Annotated in this window: 12 protein-coding genes and 2 pseudogenes; 13 read left to right on the top strand and 1 reads right to left on the bottom strand. The window is 42.1% G+C overall.

Annotated features, from left to right (window positions below):
* The 9 genes and pseudogenes from AAC855_RS13800 to agaF all read left to right on the top strand — a co-directional run.
* Positions 1–847: pseudogene (locus AAC855_RS13800) on the top strand (hypothetical protein); the annotation flags it as partial.
* A 162-nt stretch (positions 848–1,009) separates the two neighbouring features.
* Positions 1,010–2,056, top strand: coding sequence for a hypothetical protein (locus tag AAC855_RS13795; RefSeq protein ID WP_340610367.1), 1,047 nt, complete (start codon positions 1,010–1,012; stop codon positions 2,054–2,056).
* A 412-nt stretch (positions 2,057–2,468) separates the two neighbouring features.
* Positions 2,469–3,302 carry an alpha/beta fold hydrolase gene (locus tag AAC855_RS13790; RefSeq protein ID WP_340610365.1) on the top strand — a complete coding sequence of 278 codons (834 nt, stop codon included), beginning with the start codon at positions 2,469–2,471 and terminating at the stop codon, positions 3,300–3,302.
* Between the two features lie 525 nt (positions 3,303–3,827).
* Positions 3,828–5,123: a D-tagatose-bisphosphate aldolase, class II, non-catalytic subunit gene (locus AAC855_RS13785; protein WP_340610364.1), complete on the top strand. Its 1,296-nt coding sequence runs from the start codon at positions 3,828–3,830 to the stop codon at positions 5,121–5,123.
* Positions 5,120–6,349 (top strand): AgaS family sugar isomerase, encoded by a 1,230-nt coding sequence (locus AAC855_RS13780; protein WP_340610362.1) that lies wholly within the window; start codon positions 5,120–5,122, stop codon positions 6,347–6,349. Before AAC855_RS13785 ends, AAC855_RS13780 begins: the two co-directional genes overlap by 4 nt.
* Before the next feature lie 11 nt (positions 6,350–6,360).
* On the top strand, positions 6,361–6,843 hold the full coding sequence (gene agaV, locus AAC855_RS13775) for a PTS N-acetylgalactosamine transporter subunit IIB (protein WP_340610360.1): 483 nt from the start codon (positions 6,361–6,363) through the stop codon (positions 6,841–6,843).
* A gap of 11 nt (positions 6,844–6,854) precedes the next feature.
* The gene (gene agaW / locus AAC855_RS13770) at positions 6,855–7,646 is read left to right on the top strand and encodes a PTS N-acetylgalactosamine transporter subunit IIC (protein ID WP_340610359.1); all 792 of its coding nucleotides are present in this window, start codon (positions 6,855–6,857) and stop codon (positions 7,644–7,646) included.
* Entirely contained in the window at positions 7,636–8,532 is an 897-nt protein-coding gene (locus AAC855_RS13765) for a PTS system mannose/fructose/sorbose family transporter subunit IID (protein WP_340610358.1), read from the top strand. Before agaW ends, AAC855_RS13765 begins: the two co-directional genes overlap by 11 nt.
* Before the next feature lie 9 nt (positions 8,533–8,541).
* Positions 8,542–8,988, top strand: coding sequence for a PTS galactosamine/N-acetylgalactosamine transporter subunit IIA (gene agaF, locus AAC855_RS13760; protein ID WP_340610357.1), 447 nt, complete (start codon positions 8,542–8,544; stop codon positions 8,986–8,988).
* Positions 8,989–9,680: 692 nt separating this feature from the next.
* On the opposite strand, the pseudogene AAC855_RS13755 reads toward agaF, so the two are convergent.
* Positions 9,681–9,846: pseudogene (locus tag AAC855_RS13755) on the bottom strand (IS1 family transposase); the annotation flags it as partial.
* A gap of 240 nt (positions 9,847–10,086) precedes the next feature.
* Here AAC855_RS13755 and AAC855_RS13750 point away from each other — a divergent pair.
* The 4 genes from AAC855_RS13750 (at position 10,087) to AAC855_RS13735 (ending at position 18,257) form a co-directional block, all read left to right on the top strand.
* On the top strand, positions 10,087–10,767 hold the full coding sequence (locus tag AAC855_RS13750) for a DUF7424 family protein (RefSeq protein ID WP_340610356.1): 681 nt from the start codon (positions 10,087–10,089) through the stop codon (positions 10,765–10,767).
* A gap of 422 nt (positions 10,768–11,189) precedes the next feature.
* On the top strand, positions 11,190–12,551 hold the full coding sequence (locus AAC855_RS13745) for an SrfA family protein (RefSeq protein WP_340610355.1): 1,362 nt from the start codon (positions 11,190–11,192) through the stop codon (positions 12,549–12,551).
* Between the two features lie 4 nt (positions 12,552–12,555).
* A complete protein-coding gene (locus AAC855_RS13740; RefSeq protein ID WP_340610354.1) occupies positions 12,556–15,576 on the top strand; it encodes a virulence factor SrfB in 3,021 nt (1,006 codons plus the stop codon).
* Complete coding sequence (locus AAC855_RS13735; RefSeq protein ID WP_340610353.1) at positions 15,576–18,257, top strand: putative virulence factor; 2,682 nt, start codon at positions 15,576–15,578, stop codon at positions 18,255–18,257. Before AAC855_RS13740 ends, AAC855_RS13735 begins: the two co-directional genes overlap by 1 nt.
* Positions 18,258–18,261: the final 4 nt, after the last annotated feature.

Here is an 18,261-nt window from a genome sequence, read left to right as displayed (position 1 = left end):
AGCGACCGGGGTTGCCAGTAGCCTGACCGAGGAAAGTAACCCCCAGGCCTCGGCTATTCTGGGCTGGGTATCAATGGGGTTTGGGGCGGTCAGTCTGGGCAGTTCGGTGCTCGGAAAACTGGCTTGGGGCATCCGGCAAGCGAGTGCTAGCCATATGCTGACGACAGAGGCTACAGGGGCTACAGCGCCGGCAGAAATGCCAGAGAGGTTTGCTGTAAGCGGGCCACCGTCTCCGAGAATAGAACATATGCAATTACTAGGACGCGTGCCTCAGGAAGGTTTGAGTGAAGGAAGGCAAAGTAGTGTTTACGTATCTACGAGAGCTTATTTTGATATGGCAGTACGAATGGGATATGTTCAGGAAGTCATAAGTCCTGCAGGGAGTAATTTTCATACATTGCAACTTACTCTTCCTGCGGGTAACGCTGAATTTTTTTCTGCTTTAGACATGCTGGGTTTTGATACAACTCAAGGAGTAAGTAGAATGAATAACCTGGTAGAAGTGGGAGGGGGGATTGGAGCGGTAGATATTGGAATTAATACAGTAGACCAGTTGTATACACCTATCATAAATGTAAATAGTCGTAATGGTACTGAATTTATTAATGCGTTTCGGTATGACTTACAAGCCCGTAGTCAGATATATAGTGCTACAGATATCCAAGAGATACAGCGTGCGTGGGCAACAAACGGATTTTCTTATACTTTTGACAATCTTTTATGGCGAAATCTTCAATATAATTATTCTAATATATTTTATAGGGAACTACAGATAGCAGAAAGAGAGGGCATAGACCCTAGAGGTCTAGATATACATGAAATTTATCGGAGGTATTTTTTTAGCTGAAAACACTGATAAATGATTATAGATGATTATCTTAATACTACTGCCAAGTATTTTTTGTATTAGTCGTTGTTATCGGTTTATTAAAAATTTTCATGTTCTGAAAGATCCATAGAACTAAAATCAATATTCAAGGGCTTTTAATGATTTAATTGGAGGTTTTATATGATTGATTTTAAAGATGACGATAAATATTCATCTTGGAATGGGGTTTCTCATTTAAAAATTGGTTTTCGTCAACTATGTAATAGTGAGAATATATTTTCCAATGGAAGGCATAGGATATTGATTGATGTTCATATAACACCAAAGGATAAAAATGATATGAATATATCAATACCAAATAAGATACTATCTAAAAACACTTGGCTCATTGACTATAATACAGGTGAAAAATTGTCCTTTGACGTTTCTGAAAATGATGATTTTACATGGGGATATACAGATGAGCCTAATGAATTTACTGCTATTATTATTCCCAGTAGTGTTTCTTTAATGAATTCAAGGGAGCAGGCTTCAAATTCAATAAAGAAATCAAATTTTATAAATACATTAACTTATTATGTATACTGCGCACCAACAGAGAGTAATCACATTAAACAAATAGGCGTGTTGGTACAGGCTCCAGACGGTGAGCATTCTATCTCATATGGCGGAGATTTTGATGATGTATCTGCATTTTTACAATTAACTGCGATTAGTGAAATATTTTATGATATGTCCCATATAAAAATGGATAGTAAAATCATTACTACCCACTATGGTGAGCTTGGTTGGATACAAGAGAACACATATGTGTCTATCAGTCCAAATGATCAGTATGGAAAACGTCATATTATGAAATTAGAACATGATGGTGGAAAGATTGATTCTATTCACCAACTTTATTCTGAAGATGAATATCATACAGTTTATTATGCCCATTTCCTTTGGTCATTGGGAAAAGAAAAGACTATTTCCATAGGGAATGCTATATGGTTTAATCTACCAGTTAATTTTCCTATAGATATTACAGTTCGGCAGAAGGTTGGCTTCCTTTGCTTTACTGTTATATTGGTAAATGATCCAACTTTTCCTGAGGTAAAGGATTATTGGTATCCTGAGTTCTATATTACTATTTATGATCAGTACGGGAATAAAGGTCGTTTTTTAATCTCGCCAAATAATAAGAATGATGAAGAAAAAGAAAAAATCCATCTTGTTGATAGTTAAATAATTTGGTCATAAAGAACATGGTTTTGGAAATGTATATTAACTAAAATGGCAATCGGGTATTCTAGGGGGCTACAGTTATATGGCTCCTAGATGAAATGTGGTGAAATCTAAATTATATATTTTTTATAATAGTAACATTCCTTCTCAAATAGAAAGATATCCTTTATCTTAAATAATAAAAGATAACTTGAAATAAAATGGCTATAACCTATTTATTCTATTGATAAATCGGTTCTTTACATTTTTCGTTTAAAAATCATTGATGAAAAAGATCAGTTGTATATGAATGTTATTCATTGAGATGTGTGAAAAAATACCGTAGAGTCATGCTACTTTTATGAAGGCCTGTCGTTAATAACTTCTCTCTATATAAAGACTACTCTGTTATTACCTCATCAGGAGATAAATCATGGCTGCTACACACAATGGTATCCACTACTATGATGTATCAACCCGTTATGCACGTATTTCAGTATTAGATTCTGGTGGTAACGGGTTACCTGTTTTATTTATACATGGGAATTCAAGCAGTAAAGAAATATTTCGCCATCAGGTAGAGTACTTTAAAAAGGATTATCGGGTATTGGCTCTTGATTTGCCGGGGCACGGGGCATCCTCCAATGCCAGTGAGCCGCGTAAGGCATATTCAATGCCGGCCTATGCCCGTACTGTTATTGAAGTATTGGAAAAAATCGGCATAAACAGAGTTGTTATTTTCGGCTGGTCATTAGGTGGGCATATCGGGCTGGAGATGCTGGCTCTGTTTCCCAAAATGATTGGGTTGATGATTTGCGGTACACCACCTGTAGCCGCCGGTAAAGATAATGTCACACTTGGTTTTCATCAGAGTGAACATATGGGGCTTGCCGGTAAGGCTGATTTTACTGAAGAGGATGTGAGAAATTATGCCTATGAGACAGTAGGTGTTAATGCGCCACATGATCAGTTTATTTTTGATGTGGTGGCAAGAACGGATGGTTTATCACGTCAGTATATGTTTGAAGCCTTTACTTCTCCACAGGCAACAGATCAAAAATTATTGGCTGAAACAAGCAAAATACCTTTGGCTATCATCAATGGAAGTGGGGATCCTTTCATCAATGCGCAATATATCGAAGGCCTGAATTACCAAAACCTTTGGCAGGATAAGGTTATTAGTTTAGCAGGGATGGATCATGCTCCGTTTTGGGAAGCTCCGACCCGCTTTAATCCAATACTGGCTGATTTTCTTTGTGATTTTTAATCTACTCGTTTAATTAGTGGCTGGGAATTGCTTGTACTATTTATTTATCGGGTTATATCCAAGCAAGAGCCCGGCCTCAAATCTATAAGGCACATGAGGCTTTTTATTGTTTTGTGATTTCCATCACTAGGGCAATGCTGTAATTTCTCTTACAAATTTTTGACAAAACTTATCGTTTAATATTGTCAGAAACTTTCTAGCTTATTGAATATCCCGATTATAAATATTTGGTTAAAAATCATTTAAAGAAATTATATTTTGTTTTTATGTGAAAAATAAGGTTTTTTTCACACATTTCCGAAAAAATAAACTTTTAATCAGGATCACAGTTTAGGTTGTTTTCCTTTGCTGTAATGTTTTCGTGCTATTAATACCAATGCTTAATCATTTTCTCCCGTCATTTTTGCTTATCACTTTTTGCTCAACCTACTGATTATTCAAGTTTGTAAGCGTCGTGCAGTAGTCGTAGAGATTAAGAATGACACTAAAACTGGGTCTATTAAGGTATTGGAGACATGAAACATTATGCAATCGCTATTACAGCTTATCTCCCGACATAAATCGGGTGAATCAGTAGGTATTTACTCTATTTGTTCCACTCACCCCTGGGTATTGGAAAGTGCATTCCGGTTTGCGAAAGAACGGGAAACTTGCGTATTGATTGAAGCCACATCTAATCAGGTTAACCAATTTGGTGGCTATACCGGAATGAAGCCCGCTGATTTTCGTAATAGACTCTGGGAGATCGCAGATTCAGTCGGTTTTCCGAGAGGAAAAATATGGCTGGGGGGAGATCATCTGGGACCTAATGTCTGGCAGGCTCAACCAGCGGAAGAAGCGATGACACTTGCAGAAACCCTGATTTATGATTATGTCGCGGCTGGTTTTCGCAAAATTCATCTCGATTGCTCCATGTCTTGTGCCGATGACCCTGTTCCATTGACTGACGATATTGTTGCTAAACGGGCTGCCCGTCTTTGTCTGGCCGCCGAACAAAGCTGGCAAATACATGGCGGTGAAAAACCCGTTTATGTGATTGGCACAGAAGTTCCTGTTCCGGGAGGAACGACAGAAGACGTTGTGGATAAAATGAAGATTACCACCGCTGTTTCTGCGGCATCTACACTGAAAATTCATCGGGCAGAATGGGTGAAATCACATCTGGCGCACGTTTGGCCGCGGGTCATTGCATTGGTTGTACAGCCGGGTGTTGAGTTCGGTAATCACCAAATTGAGCATTATCGACCAGAAAAAGCATATGCACTCAGTCAGTATATCGCGACGCAATCGAATATGGTTTATGAAGCCCATTCAACGGATTACCAGACACCACAAACTTATCGTAATCTGGTTCGTGATCACTTTGCCATTCTGAAAGTGGGGCCAGCACTGACCTTTGCCCTGCGGGAAGGGCTGTTTGCTCTTGAGAAGCTGGATCGTGAATGGAATGGGGAATCAGAGGCTGCCCACTTAAGTGAAACACTGGAGCGGGTTATGTGCAATCAGCCGGAATATTGGCGCTCGTACTATAAAGGCAATACTCATGAACAGCATCTTGATCGTCAATATAGTTTAAGTGATCGCATCCGCTACTATTGGACTCATTCTGACGTTGAATCTGCTGTTGAAAAGTTGCTCTCTAACCTGCGGTGTAAACCACCTCCTCTTTCCATGATAAGCCAGTTCCTGCCTGAACAGGCCAGAGCAATAAATGCGGGTTATCTTGCCTATGATGACCCTAAAGCGTGGGTTATGGATAAAATCCGGCAGATACTGAGGGATTACGCCGAGGCTTGTGAAGCGGGGAGGGTTGGATTATGAATGCTTTTTTCCCTCATTCAGCTCAGTGGTTGGTTGAACATCAGGCACATCATACTGCGGAAGAGATCCTGCATCAGCCAAGATTGTGGCGTACTTTGTATCATGAACTGCGACACCGCCAGCCATACTGGCAACCTTTTCTCCAGCAGTTGCTCATGAAACCGGATTTACAGATTATTCTGTGTGGAGCGGGGTCTTCGGCCTTTGTGGGAAAGGCGGTTGCTCCCTATCTGCGTGAAATCTGGCTGGCTGGTGCAAAATTGAATGACGGAAAGTTGTATGATGGAAAGTTGTATGACGGAAAGAAATACAGGCCTGATATTCAGGCCGTTGCCTCCACAGATATTGTTCCCGTTCCCCGGCAATATCTGGATACGACTAAACCCACGTTACTGGTTTCTTATGCCCGTTCCGGTAATAGTCCTGAAAGTACTGCCGTTATTCAATTAGCTGATTCTCTTCTGGCTGATTGCCACCATCTGATCCTTACCTGTAATCCTGAAGGGGAGCTGGCACGTTATGCTGAGAACAGAAAGCATGTCTGTTCGCTAGTGATGCCGGAAGGGACCAACGATCGTAGCTTTGCCATGACTTCCAGTTTTAGCTGTATGGCGATGGCAACACTGTTACTTCTGGGGGATCGGACTTTCGATATTGCAAAACAAAAAAGCGCACTGGAAAAAGTCGCTGCACTGTGTGAAACACAGGCACCGGATTGGCAACCGTTGATCCAACGAATTATCGGGCTGGGATTCAAGCGTATGATTGCGCTGGGTAGTCCCGGTTTTGCCGGCATTGCTGAAGAAGGTGCGCTAAAGATGCTGGAATTAACCGCAGGCCGGATAGCAACACGTTACGACTCTTGCATGGGGGTACGGCACGGGCCGAAGTTTATGATTGATCATCATACGCTAGTGGTTGTTATGCTCTCCGCAGATCCCCATTGCCGTCACTATGATATCGATTTGCTCAATGAACTCAGGCGCGATGGTCTGGCAAAACAAATCATCGTCCTAACCAGTCTGCCCCATCCTGAATCTCTGGAAATTCCGGCTGATTTATCGGATAGCTGGCTTCTTTTTCCTTATTTACTTTTCTTTCAGGTACTGGGTTTTGAAACCTCACTGGCTCTTGGCCTGACCCCCGATAACCCATGCCCGACAGGTGAAGTTAACCGCGTAGTAAAAGGCGTTCAGATTTATCCCTATACCCAATCAGAACAATAAAAGGAGTCCGTATGTCTACCCCAAACATTCTATTAACCCGTATTGATAATCGTTTGATACACGGACAGGTTGGCGTTACCTGGGCAAATTCTCTGGGTGTCAATCTTGTTGTTGTGGCGAATGACGAAGCAGCAAATGATCTTGTTCAGCAGTCTCTTATGGACATGGTGATGTCTGATGGTGTCCAGACCCGCTATTTTACTCTGCAAAAAACGATTGATGTCATTCATAACGCTGCAGAACGGCAGAAAATTTTCATCGTCTGTAAAACGCCTAAGGATGTACTGATGCTCGTAAAAGGTAATGTTCCAATCCATTTTGTGAATATCGGAAATATGCATTTTTCAGAAGGAAAAACGCAGATCCATAAAACAGTTGCTGTGGATAAAGAAGATATTGAGGCTTTTATTGAACTACAAAAAAGGGGTATTCCCTGTGAAATTCGTCGAGTACCGGATGAATCGGGTGAAGATATCGCTGATCTTCTGAACTGAGGAGAGTGAATATGTTTATTGACGCACTTTTGATCTCAATACTGGCAGGGATTGCAGGGATTGATTTATTCAACGGATTGACTCATATCCATCGTCCGGTTGTTATCGGGCCATTGGTCGGGCTGATTTTAGGGGATATCCAGACGGGGTTATTAGTTGGGGGCGCGTTAGAACTTGTCTGGATGGGAATGGTGCCGCTGGCTGGAGCACAACCCCCCAATGTTGTGATTGGCGGGATAATCGGAACGACTTTTGCCATTCTCACACAGGCAGATCCTAAGGTCGCGGTGGGTATTGCCGTGCCTTTTGCTATCGCTGTACAGGGTTGTATAACATTGCTGTTTACCGTTTATTCCCCGATGATGCACAAGTGCGATCAGATGGTAAAAAAACGCAACTGGCGTGGAATAGAATGGGTTAACTATTTCGGTATCATTATCCTGTTCTGCTTCTATTTTATTGTTGCCTTTCTCCCTATTTACTTTGGTGCAGATACTGCCAGATTTATTGTACAACAAGCGCCAAAATGGCTGCTTGAGGGCCTTTCTGTTGCGGGTGGCATGATGCCGGCCATCGGTTTTGCTCTGTTAATGAAAGTCATGATGAAAAAAGTCTATGTGGCTTATTTCATTCTTGGTTTTATTTCGGTCACTTTCCTGCAATTGCCCATCATTGCTATCGCGTTAGGTGGACTCGCAATTGCTTTAATCGATTTTTTCAATCGCACTCGTAACGATAATGGGAATCCGCAAGGTACATCATCACCGTCAAATTCCGCAGAGGAGATGCAAGATGGTATTTAATAAATTGGATAAGACAGTGTCTGAAAAAAGTCGCAAGCATGGAAAGGATCTCGATCAGGATGGCAACTTGGCATATCGTGATGACTATATTGATATGACACCGGCAGAAGATTTAACAAAACGTGAAATCAATGTGATGGCTCTGCGTTCTTTGTTGTTACAGGCTTCTTTCAATTATGAACGTATGCAGGCCGGAGGCTGGCTCTACACGCTGATCCCGTCGTTGCGTAAGATCCACAAAAACCCCGACGATTTGACTAGCTCGATGAAAATGCACATGGAGTTTCTCAATGTCCATCCGTTTGACGTGACTTTCCTGTCCGGTCTGGTGCTGGCGATGGAGCGCAGTAAAGAGAAAATTTCCACTATTCGTGCGGTAAAAGTTGCCCTGATGGGGCCATTAGGCGGGATAGGTGATGCGTTGTTTTGGTTAACATTGTTGCCAATCTGTGCGGGTATCGGGGCGTCATTAGCTTTACAGGGAAGTATTCTGGGGCCTATTTTGTTCCTTTTGATGTTCAATGTTGTGCATTTTTCGCTGCGTTTTGGTCTGGCGCATTACGGTTATCACACCGGCACCAAAGCGATAACCATGCTGAAAGTTCATACAAAAAACATTTCTCATGCTGCTTCGATTGTCGGTATGACGGTTATTGGTGCGCTTGTTGCTTCTTATGTCCATCTTTCAACACCTTTTGTTATGAAGGCAGGTGAGGCAAAAATCGCATTGCAGACCGACGTCCTCGATAAACTGATGCCGAATTTATTGCCTCTCACCTTTACTTTGTTGGTTTATTGGCTGATGAAACGCGGTTTCTCGCCGGTAAAACTTATCGGTATCACAGCCGTATTTGGGGTTGTTGGTAAATTGGTGGGATTTTTATAAGGAAAAAAAATGCTGGGTATTGTAATCACAGGGCACGGGATGTTTGCCAGTGGTCTGCTACAGGCGGTGGAGCAGATTATTGGTAAACAGCCGTTGTGCGTAGCTATTGATTTTTCCGATGATATGACGACAGAGCAACTGTATCAGAAATTATATGCCGCCAGAGAAGCCTGTGATTTGGGGAAAGGGGGGGTTTTTCTGACAGATCTGTTAGGAGGCTCTCCTTTTCGTCAGGCCGCTCAATTGGCTTTAATTCATCCACAGTGGCAGGTTATTACCGGTACTAATATGCAACTCGCTGTTGAAATGATGATGATAGATGATGAGATGAATGCGGTTGAATTTCGAGATATGGCTCTGGAGTGCGGGCATCGCGGGCTGACCAGCCTGTGGCACGAGCAGCAACAGCAGCAAGTAAAGCCGCAGGTATTACCTGATGACACTGATGGCATCTGAGGAGTTTGTATGTTTTTAAAGATGCTAAGTCAGTGGCCAATTTTTATTTTTCCATATTAAAAGTCAACCACCGACTTTAGTCGGTGATTGTTGAGACAACTATCATCGTACTCATCGTTTTAACGGAAGGCTCTCTCCGGTTGAATATGAACAGCGATGGAAAGAGGCTGAAATGGTTCCGTATTTCTTGACCTCTACAATTTCTCTTATCTGACGCGGCTTATTGTGTTTTGGCGAATAAAAAGTTCGTAAAAATAGGACTGATATTCGCCTACCACTTTGGAAAGATGTTTAGGGGTGGGAGTTATTCCCATAAATCAACATACTGTTGTAAACTTAGAACATAGGTTATGAGATACACAGTTACTTTTATTTAAAGAGGATATTTCATGACATTTTTTCAATTTGCACTTAACCCTATATTTTTGTCATCTTTTGGATTTATTATGTATCTTAACCGTTATATTGAAAAACAGAATCTACATAAGATAATTATTTTTCTTTTATCATATTCTGTATTTACTTGTTTAGTATATCCGATTCTTACAGACAGTATAAATATGGTTGAAAATATTATAATTAATTACATATTATCAATAATGCTATCGATAGCTATAAATTTAATAATCCTTTTTATATATTGGAGAAAATATAATAAAAGAATTAACAAAAAATGAGTTGTCGATTGCCCTAAACACGTGTACCACTACCCGCTTCCTATTCGGCTTCCTGACATACCAGAGCCAGCGCTGATTTTTTTATTACCGACAAATGACTGCTGTTCGTCTATTTCACAGACAAATGAATCTTACTGCCCGCAAGTGGTAGCGTAGTGACTTGTCTTGGTGTGAGTTTTTTCCTTAACCAAACACATAATCCATATCAACCCGTTAACCTGTTTCAGTATGGAACATCGGTTTGTATTAGTGTTCTCTTTCCTCCAATATGCAATGTCGCTTTGATGCTGCGGCCGATACCGCCCGTCATGTTTGATCTGGTTCAATGATCAGTGTCACAAAAATAGTGAAAACCATAAGCTAATTACGGCTGGATATGATAACCATATGAAAGCACTTTGTTTATCTAAAGGTATATAAAATGAACAAATGGTTAGTGATTGCAAGCTCAGTGCTTATCCTTTCGGGCTGTAAGGTTGATGTTGAAACGAAAGTGAATACGGATGATCTTACCTCGGTTGAACACAAACTGGTTAAGGGTAACATCGATATTGAGGTTTCATCCTGTAATGATTATGAAGACTCACGTAAAGAATCAAAGAATATCATTGAATTAAAAAAGAAAATTACCACTATTTTTAAAAATGCCGAGTATATAGAGTGTTATCGTAAGAAATTTGACTCCTATGCACATTTCACTATCCCTGTTGCTGTAGGAGTATCACCAGAAAAAGGTCTGAGTCATGATGCAGATGTCTTTATTCTTTCTCACCAAAAAACCTATGCGGGTGCGCTGATCCCTAAAGATGTGCTTGATAGAATCAAAAAAGCACAAAAAGATATGATGGGAAAACTCGATATCAGAATGACTATTATTCTGGAAAGAGGAGTTAAACCCGTACCAACACTGATTAACCTTGGCACTTATGTGACAAGCGCGAAAAATAAAGATTACCCGGTTGTAGCAAGTGGAATCAATTTAGCGAAGGAAATGAAATTCAGATTATCGGATGTTTCCAACTCATCCTTGTCTACGGGTGAACTTGTTCCTTTTCTTGTCACGCCAGACTATTTTGATTTCTTACAGGCAGCTAAAAAATAGTTGTTCATGTCTTGAATCAAAATAATGATTTTCAATCATGAGGCCGCAGGAATGCGGCTTCAGCGTGTTGTCCGAGTAATTTAACACCTCCAGAACTGACCGCTTATCATGGTCTTGAAGCTCTGGCTCGTGCGGTTTACTCCGTGGGTTCGGTCCATATTGCACTGGAGGATACGCGGCAAAACCAGCCTAATCAAAATAGGTCAGCCGGTAATTCCTGTAACCTAATTAAATCACTAAGATTTTACTGTCCATTCCGCAATAGTTACAATAACATCCAAAGATGAGTCCTGTTTGATATGTGTAGTTGTTCTTTCCGCAGTGTGATTTTTCGGAATTGCTGCTATTTATGAACTCTTCTATTTCTGTTGGGCAAAATAAGTGCATCAATATGTATTTTTAATAGCAAGGAACGGTTTACCGTGGAAGAAACATTTTTACGTGGTGATAAGCTCGAAAGTTATTTACCAATGGGGGAGAATGGTCAGGCCGTTCACCTTTCGGCACTACAACTACGTGAAACTTTACGTTTGCGACGGCTTTCTGAAGTAGCCAACTCTCTGGCTATACCGCAAGTTAATGAACAAGGTGATCACATTGATTGGTACGCGAGTTTTTCCGGTAATGTTGTTCCTTGGGTGGCGGCAACGGATGATGAACGTCAAGCTGCATTGAAGCAACTGGAAGCTAATAAAGTGGCAATCGAGCAACTGAGTGCTCAAATGTTAAGTCAAAAGACGCATGAAATGCGTCTTTTTGGGGCCTTGTTGAGTAAGACGATACAATTTCCTGATAAGGATCATGTATATTTGGTCGATGGTAAACCTGTATTGACTTTTTGGGGATTTGTCAATGCACAGCAACAGGCTCGCCCCAATCCGTTTGATTGTCTAAAATTAAACCGTCCTGCGCCCTCTAATACTGGAGTATCTACTGGTATCCAGCCTGTTTCTACAATACTCGCTAAGCCACCTGTAAACATAGAAGAAGTCACTTCAATATCCCGTTCAGCGGGAAAACAGACTCGGCGTTGGGTAATACCACGTTGGTTGTGGTGGGTGTTACCCATTTTATTGCTTTTTATCTTACTGATGTTACTGCGTGGCTGTGTACCCAATGGGTATTTTTGGGGAGTATCACCTTCCACTCATCTTGTTTCTGAACTTCCAATGCAGGAAGAGAAAAATGTGCAAGCTGGAAAAAGAATATTATTACCACCAGAAATAGCTGTTCCTCCGTCAGAGACAAATACTATTGACGCAATGAATCCAACTTTGTCTACACAGTCAAATGAACCTACTACACCGACTGTAGGGCTGAATGCTACATCTGGTAAGGTATCAATGCCTTCACCTGTATCAACAGTCGCTAATATCCCCCCTGTACTGTTAACGGTTCCATCTGTTGATGCACTAGTGATCCCTGATAATGCTGTACAAAAAGGAACCGTTGATTTTCTCAATGGGCGTTGGTACGCGGGAGCCGGAATTCAGGATATCCGAACGGGTAAACCCCTCAGGCTGATGTATCAAATTACTGATGGCAAAGGATTCGTTGAAATGGTTCGTGGAGATGGCATTCGTTGCCAAGCACCTGTCACAGCGGCTATGGAATCCGGTAGCTTAAAATTGGATAACAATGATGAAGCAAAGTGCAGCGATGGTTCAACTTATACTATGCCTGAAGTTATCTGTCAGTCAGATAATCAAGGTGTAACGGCGTGCAAAGGACGCTATAACGAAAAAACTTTATTTCCTATGTCGATAAAGCGAGAGGCAGATTAACGGCATGCTGGCAACTATTACTGATTTTAAAGAAAAAGTTACCCTGATTCGTGACAGCGGTATTCAGTTTCTGGATTTTGCTTTTGCACTTCCTAACCGAAAAATCTACGGCGAATTCTTGTTGGGAGGAGAAAATAATCCGCTTATTCGTCTGGTGTACAATGAACGGGAAGATACTTTTCAGGTTCCTGCCTCATCAGGTTCTGCTGCATTGTCAGCAGAACCTGATTACCCATTGGCATTGGAAAAGTCACTTGAGATTTATAATGATATCTGGTTACCACTGCCATTCTTCCGTTTTAACTCCCCACAAAGTTTTGCTCAGGGGCCAACTAACTGGTCGCGAATAAAATTTCATGCACTTGATACACCGGATGAGCAAGGAAATACATGGCGCGTCACTTTGGCTTTTGATACCAAAGTTCTTCCAGACAGAAGGAATACACAATATCTGGCTCCCTGTGATGATGATGTACGTTCTGGCGTGGGTTTTGCACTAGCAGAAAATCATCATGAAATGGGGGATTTTCTGCTATTGAGGTGGGTAGATGATTGGTTGCGGGAAAGCTATTCCGAGCGTGCGGCTGCATTGTGGCGTCTATACCATGAAGATATTGAGCACAATTTGAATCAGAGGGAGCATCAGGGGCATTATCTTAATTTAATTAATGCTCTTAATGTATTATTGCAACTTCCTGATATCCAGCTCAATGATGTCAAACTTCAGAATAACCCAATTAATGTTGATTTAGTGCTTGATGTAGGCAATTCACGCAGTTGTGGGATTTTAATTGAAGAACATCGGGATGATAACCAGGGATTATCTCAAAAATATCAATTGCAATTGCGTGATTTAAGTGAGCCTCAGTATGTTTATACGGAGCCGTTTGATAGTCGGCTTGAATTTGCTCAGGCGGAATTTGGTAAACAGGATTTTTCTGCTAAAAGTGGCCGCAGTGATGCCTTTACCTGGCCAACTATTGGTCGGGTAGGAGAGGAAGCCTTCCGCATGGCATCTCAACGCTTGGGAACAGAAGGGTCAACAGGGCTTTCCAGTCCAAAACGTTATTTGTGGGATGAGGCGCCTTATTCTCCGGGGTGGCGCTTTAGCCGCGCTTTTGTGAAATCGGATCGTGAGCCTCAGGCAACAGCAGCACCGATGACTTATATGATCAACGATAAAGGTGAGGCTTTGTATGCGTTAAAACCTTCTGAACGTATGCCTGTGTTTACTCCAGATTATAGCCGCAGCTCCCTGATGACGATGATGTTATCTGAAGTACTGGCTCAAGCGTTGATGCAGATTAACAGTCCGGCACAGCGTTTGAAGATGAGTCATGCCAGTACTCCCCGCCAGCTAAATAACATCATCCTTACTGTTCCACCATCTATGCCTAAGCCGGAGCGTGCAATTTTCCAGCAGGCGATGATGCAGGCAATCAGACTGGTTTGGAAGGCATTGGGTTGGGAGGAAATGGATCAGGGAGTGGATGAAAGTGGAAGAGAAGAACAAAACGTTTTGCGTAAACGTATTCTGCCGGAAGTGCATGTAAAATGGGACGAAGCGACTTGCGGTCAGCTGGTTTATCTTTATAACGAAACCCAAAATTACTTTGGAGGCCGAAGTGAGGAGTTTTTTGCTGCAACAATCCGTCCGGATAACCAAGTAGAAACTGGCGATACGCGAACATTAAAAATTGCTTCGATTGATATTGGTGGTGGAACAACCGATTTAGTGGTCACCCGCTATACCTTAGATGATGGCAATGGTAGCAATGTACGTATTGTACCGACACAGCTATTTCGTGAAGGTTTTAAAGTTGCCGGTGACGATATTTTATTAGATATCATCCAATTCTATTTACAACCCGCATTCAAGGCCGCATTGTTGAATATCGGCTATCAGGATTTAGATGCAGAAGCGGTAATGTCGCGTCTGTTCGGCAGTGAAGCATTGGATGCGGGTAAGCAAGTATTGCGTCAGCAACTGACATTGCAGATATTTTCACCTATAGCACTGGCTATTTTGCATCGTTATGAGAAATTTACCCCAGGCTCCAGTGAGCAGGTTATTAGTACAACATTTTGTGAGTTACTTCCCCATTTGCCTACAGATAAGGTATGCAGCTATGTGGATGATGAAATTAAACGTTGTTTACCGATAGGGAACAATAACTCGTTTTCAATACTTGATGTGCCGTTGAATATCAATTTGGCGAAGCTTCATAATGAGTTTATTGATGCCTACAATATTCGTTTCAATATTTGTCATAGCCTGCGAGCGCTGTGTGAAGTGCTTTGGTATTACAATTGCGATATGTTGTTATTAACCGGGCGTCCCTCTCGTTTACCCGGAATTCAGGCACTCATCCGTCAGCTACAGCCAGTTCCTCCTGCCCGTATCCTCCCTTTACATGGTTATGAAACTGGGGGATGGTATCCGTTCAATAAGAAAGGTCTCATTGAAGATCCTAAATCCACTGCGGCGGTGGGCGCAATGTTGTGTCTTCTGGCGGAAAAATCACGTCTGAGTAATTTTTACTTCCGTACTGCCAATTTTAAGCCTTATTCAACAATCCGTTATCTGGGAATGCTTGACAGTAACAACTTGTTGAAAGACAGCAACGTGTTTTATAGAAACATTGATTTAGACACACCAGGATTCCAATTGGATAATCACCAATATTTTGAAGTCCGTGGTGAAATGCGAATCGGTTTTCGCCAGCTTGATAACGAACGTTGGCCTGCGACGCCCCTGTATACTTTAAAAATTCCGGGGGCACGTTTAGCGTCTGCTTTATCTGGTGATGCAGTATTGAGGCTGAAACTGGAAGTAGAAGAGGGGCGTGGGCCAGATGTAGAAGCTAATGGCAGCCCTGAAAAATTCCGTATCAGTGAAATAGATATTGTTGGTTCTGAACAAAATCCGCGTAAGCAGGATATGAGTTTTAAATTGAATACATTAGCCGGAAATGGACTGGGTGAAATTCATTATTGGCTCGACAGTGGAAGTATTAAAATCTAATGAATCATTTTACTCCTGAACAGTTAAAAAGAGAGTGGCTTAGCGTTGCGGAAGGTGCAAATCAGGCAATCGAATGGATTGACGATGTTCGTGAAAATGCACCACGTCTCAATACTGAAGCAGATCGATTAAAGCTGAAATTGCGCCGTAGCCGGAACACAGCACAAAGGCTGGCAACGGCAGCTATGCGTCCCATGACCATCGGTTTTTTTGGTCTTTCTCAAGCGGGGAAATCCTATCTGATTTCTTCATTAGCGGCTGGGGATAATGGGCGGCTAGAGACCCAAATGGGGCAGCATAAACTGGATTTTATTGAGCATATTAACCCACCAGGTGGTGGTAAAGAGGCAACAGGATTAGTGACACGCTTTAGCCGCCAATCACATTCGTCCAATCCAGACTGGCCGATTGAATTGTTGCTATTTAATGAAGTGGAAATCGCTAAGATCCTCGCGAATACGTTTATTCATGATTTCAATCAGGAAAAGATTGACTGGAGTTATGATGAAAAACGTATAGGTGACTTACTTACCTCATTAAATAACCGCCGCCAGACACGGAAAGTATCTGGTTTAACGGAAGATGATGTGGTCTCGCTGTGGGACTATCTGATTCGTCATGCGGAAAAAAGCCAGAGTAAAATGGCATTGCAATACTGGCCTGTAGCGGTGGAGCTCGCACCGTGGTTATCGATTGATGACCGAGCGCAACTGTTCAGTGAATTATGGGGAAATATCGGTGAATTCACAGAGGCTTACCGTCGCTTTGCGCATACATTGCAGCGTTTGGGAGGGGCTAGTGTCGTCAGAGCACCACTTAATGTCTTAGTCATTGAGCAAAATGGCCGATTAGTACAGAGCAACAGCATTATGAATGTCGATATGCTGGAACGCCTTAACAAAAGTAATGATTTACAGGTAGAGGTATGTCCTGAGCAGGAGAATGGATTATCTGCACCGGTATCTCTTTCTTTGGCTGAACTCACGGCATTGACAGTAGAGCTGCATGTTCCTCTACTTTCGTCTACACAAGAAAGATTATTTGAAGATGTCGATTTATTGGATTTCCCCGGTTACCGTGGGCGTCTCGGGGTGGAATCTACCGCTTATTTTCAGCAGATGGCTGAAAATGATGACAGCAACCCTCTGGCACAGTTGATTCTGCGTGGCAAAGTGGCTTACTTGTTTGAGCGTTATACCGTCAATCAGGAAATGAATGTTTTAGTCGTTTGTACCCCTTCGAATGAACAATCTAACGTGAAAGATGTTGGTGGAGTACTTGACGAGTGGATCCGTTATACCCAAGGAGTGGATGCTACCAGCCGTTCCCGTCGTCCATCGGGATTAGTTTGGGCAATCACTAAACTCGATTTACGGATCACCCAAGAGCTGAATAAATCGGAAGATATGTTGCGTGAGGTGTGGGGACAGGGTGGAATGGTCAAAATCACCATGACCGAACGTTTCGGCCATTTTCCATGGATGCAAGAATGGCAGCCTGATTGTGCTTTTAACAATACTTTTCTGGTACGTAAACCACGTCAGGCTACACCATTTATTATGATGAAAGAGGGAAATGAAGTTGGGCTCAATCAGGAAACTGAGCCAAAACTGACCTTGATGAAAAAAACTTTTCTGGAAGATAGCGCTATTCAGCGTCATATCGCTTTCCCGGATCAGGCATGGGATGCCATGTTGCAACTAAATGATGGTGGTATGCGTCGATTGGCAGACTATTTAGCTACTGTCGCCCAGCGTGAGATTAAGTTAGAACGTATTGCTGAACAGCTACATGAAACCCGCCATGAATTGATTGAAGGAAATTTAATCGCGTGGTTTCAGCAGGATAATGCTAAAGAATCCGCCAAAAAAGAGGGTATTGCAGATGATATTCTCAAGGTGTTACAGCGTCGGATGGGAATGCATGGTGAATTACTGGTGAGTTTGATCCCCCAACGCAAAGCACTACAAGAGCTTTATATGCAGGAAACTCCGTTGGAATTACCTGATGATGATAAGGCAAGCAATGAATCAATCGCGACCTTCGGGATTGGCAGCGATTTTGATCTGTTCAGCGATACATCAGATGAAAGTATATCAGCACTCAGCCATGAACAAATGTTTGCTCAGCAAGTCATTAAGTTATGGGTTAATTACCTGCGTACCGTACCAGAGCAGACGAACGTGACAAATTTTATCGGCCTTCCCCGACCAACCATTGAAGCATTGGTGGATGAATTGATCACTGCTATCCAGAGAATGGATATTGAAGGTGAATTGGTAAATGTATTGGCAAATACAGAACAAGCCGGTGTGCGTCGGGAGAAAATGGTGGAGCGTCAGGTGTCCCGCGTGTTGAACGTCATAAACGATTTCATCACTTGGCTGGGATACCAAAAAATAACGAAAGAAAAACGGCCTGCGAGCAAATATAGCAAAGGGCATACCCTCTTTTCCGGCCCCAATAAAAATGATCCGGCATTGTGGAAAGACGATGGACATTTATACCGTTTGACAAGCGAACCACTGAACTATAGCGCCATGTTTATCTTTGATTGGTTGGTCGGTCTGAAAGAAATGATTAAAGAAAATGTCGGTCATTCTGCCGGACGCGAAATAACGGCGGCTCAAAACGAACGGCTGGGCACCATTATTGAACGTATTCAATTGTCGTCGGAGTAATGTG

Origin of the sequence: Xenorhabdus bharatensis (assembly GCF_037996705.1) — a bacterium.
Classification (GTDB): Bacteria; Pseudomonadota; Gammaproteobacteria; order Enterobacterales; family Enterobacteriaceae; genus Xenorhabdus; species Xenorhabdus bharatensis.
This window is presented reverse-complemented; position numbering and strand designations above follow the sequence as displayed.

Bases quoted from the DNA above. Each gene is read 5' to 3' on its own strand.
- AAC855_RS13795 (WP_340610367.1), top strand. From the start codon at position 1,010: ATGATTGATTTTAAAGATGACGATAAATATTCATCTTGGAATGGGGTT.
- AAC855_RS13790 (WP_340610365.1), top strand. From the start codon at position 2,469: ATGGCTGCTACACACAATGGTATCCACTACTATGATGTATCAACCCGT.
- AAC855_RS13785 (WP_340610364.1), top strand. From the start codon at position 3,828: ATGCAATCGCTATTACAGCTTATCTCCCGACATAAATCGGGTGAATCA.
- AAC855_RS13780 (WP_340610362.1), top strand. From the start codon at position 5,120: ATGAATGCTTTTTTCCCTCATTCAGCTCAGTGGTTGGTTGAACATCAG.
- agaV (WP_340610360.1), top strand. From the start codon at position 6,361: ATGTCTACCCCAAACATTCTATTAACCCGTATTGATAATCGTTTGATA.
- agaW (WP_340610359.1), top strand. From the start codon at position 6,855: ATGTTTATTGACGCACTTTTGATCTCAATACTGGCAGGGATTGCAGGG.
- AAC855_RS13765 (WP_340610358.1), top strand. From the start codon at position 7,636: ATGGTATTTAATAAATTGGATAAGACAGTGTCTGAAAAAAGTCGCAAG.
- agaF (WP_340610357.1), top strand. From the start codon at position 8,542: ATGCTGGGTATTGTAATCACAGGGCACGGGATGTTTGCCAGTGGTCTG.
- AAC855_RS13750 (WP_340610356.1), top strand. From the start codon at position 10,087: ATGAACAAATGGTTAGTGATTGCAAGCTCAGTGCTTATCCTTTCGGGC.
- AAC855_RS13740 (WP_340610354.1), top strand. From the start codon at position 12,556: ATGCTGGCAACTATTACTGATTTTAAAGAAAAAGTTACCCTGATTCGT.
- AAC855_RS13735 (WP_340610353.1), top strand. From the start codon at position 15,576: ATGAATCATTTTACTCCTGAACAGTTAAAAAGAGAGTGGCTTAGCGTT.